General features: G+C 42.2%; 1 protein-coding gene. It reads left to right on the plus strand.

Annotated elements, in window-relative coordinates; translation table 11 throughout:
- Positions 1-60: 60 nt before the first annotated feature.
- Positions 61-255 carry a ThuA domain-containing protein gene (locus BLX24_RS31515; protein WP_445422177.1) on the plus strand — a complete coding sequence of 65 codons (195 nt, stop codon included), beginning with the start codon at positions 61-63 and terminating at the stop codon, positions 253-255.
- Positions 256-314 lie beyond the last annotated feature (59 nt).

Below are 314 nucleotides of genomic sequence, written 5' to 3' on the forward strand. Positions count from 1 at the left end.
AAAAAGGATTTTAACATCATTTATACGATCAATGGGGAAACCATTAACCCAAGCGGGAATATGCTGTTTGTGAGCAGTAAAAACTTCGGTATGGGTAAAGACCATCCGGTAGCATGGTACAAACAGACGGGTAAAGGCAAAACGTTTTATACATCGATGGGCCATAATGAAACGGCCTGGAAAAACCAGCANAAAAACCAGCACTTTGTCCGGCTGATTGAAACCGCCCTGCAGTGGACAAACCAACGGCAATGAGCCTCTACGTTGTATCCTTTCAATCGGTCAATAAATACTAATTACAAACCCTATGAAAC

Origin of the sequence: Arsenicibacter rosenii (genome assembly GCF_001870735.1) — a bacterium.
In the GTDB taxonomy this organism is placed as follows: domain Bacteria; phylum Bacteroidota; class Bacteroidia; order Cytophagales; family Spirosomataceae; genus Arsenicibacter; species Arsenicibacter rosenii.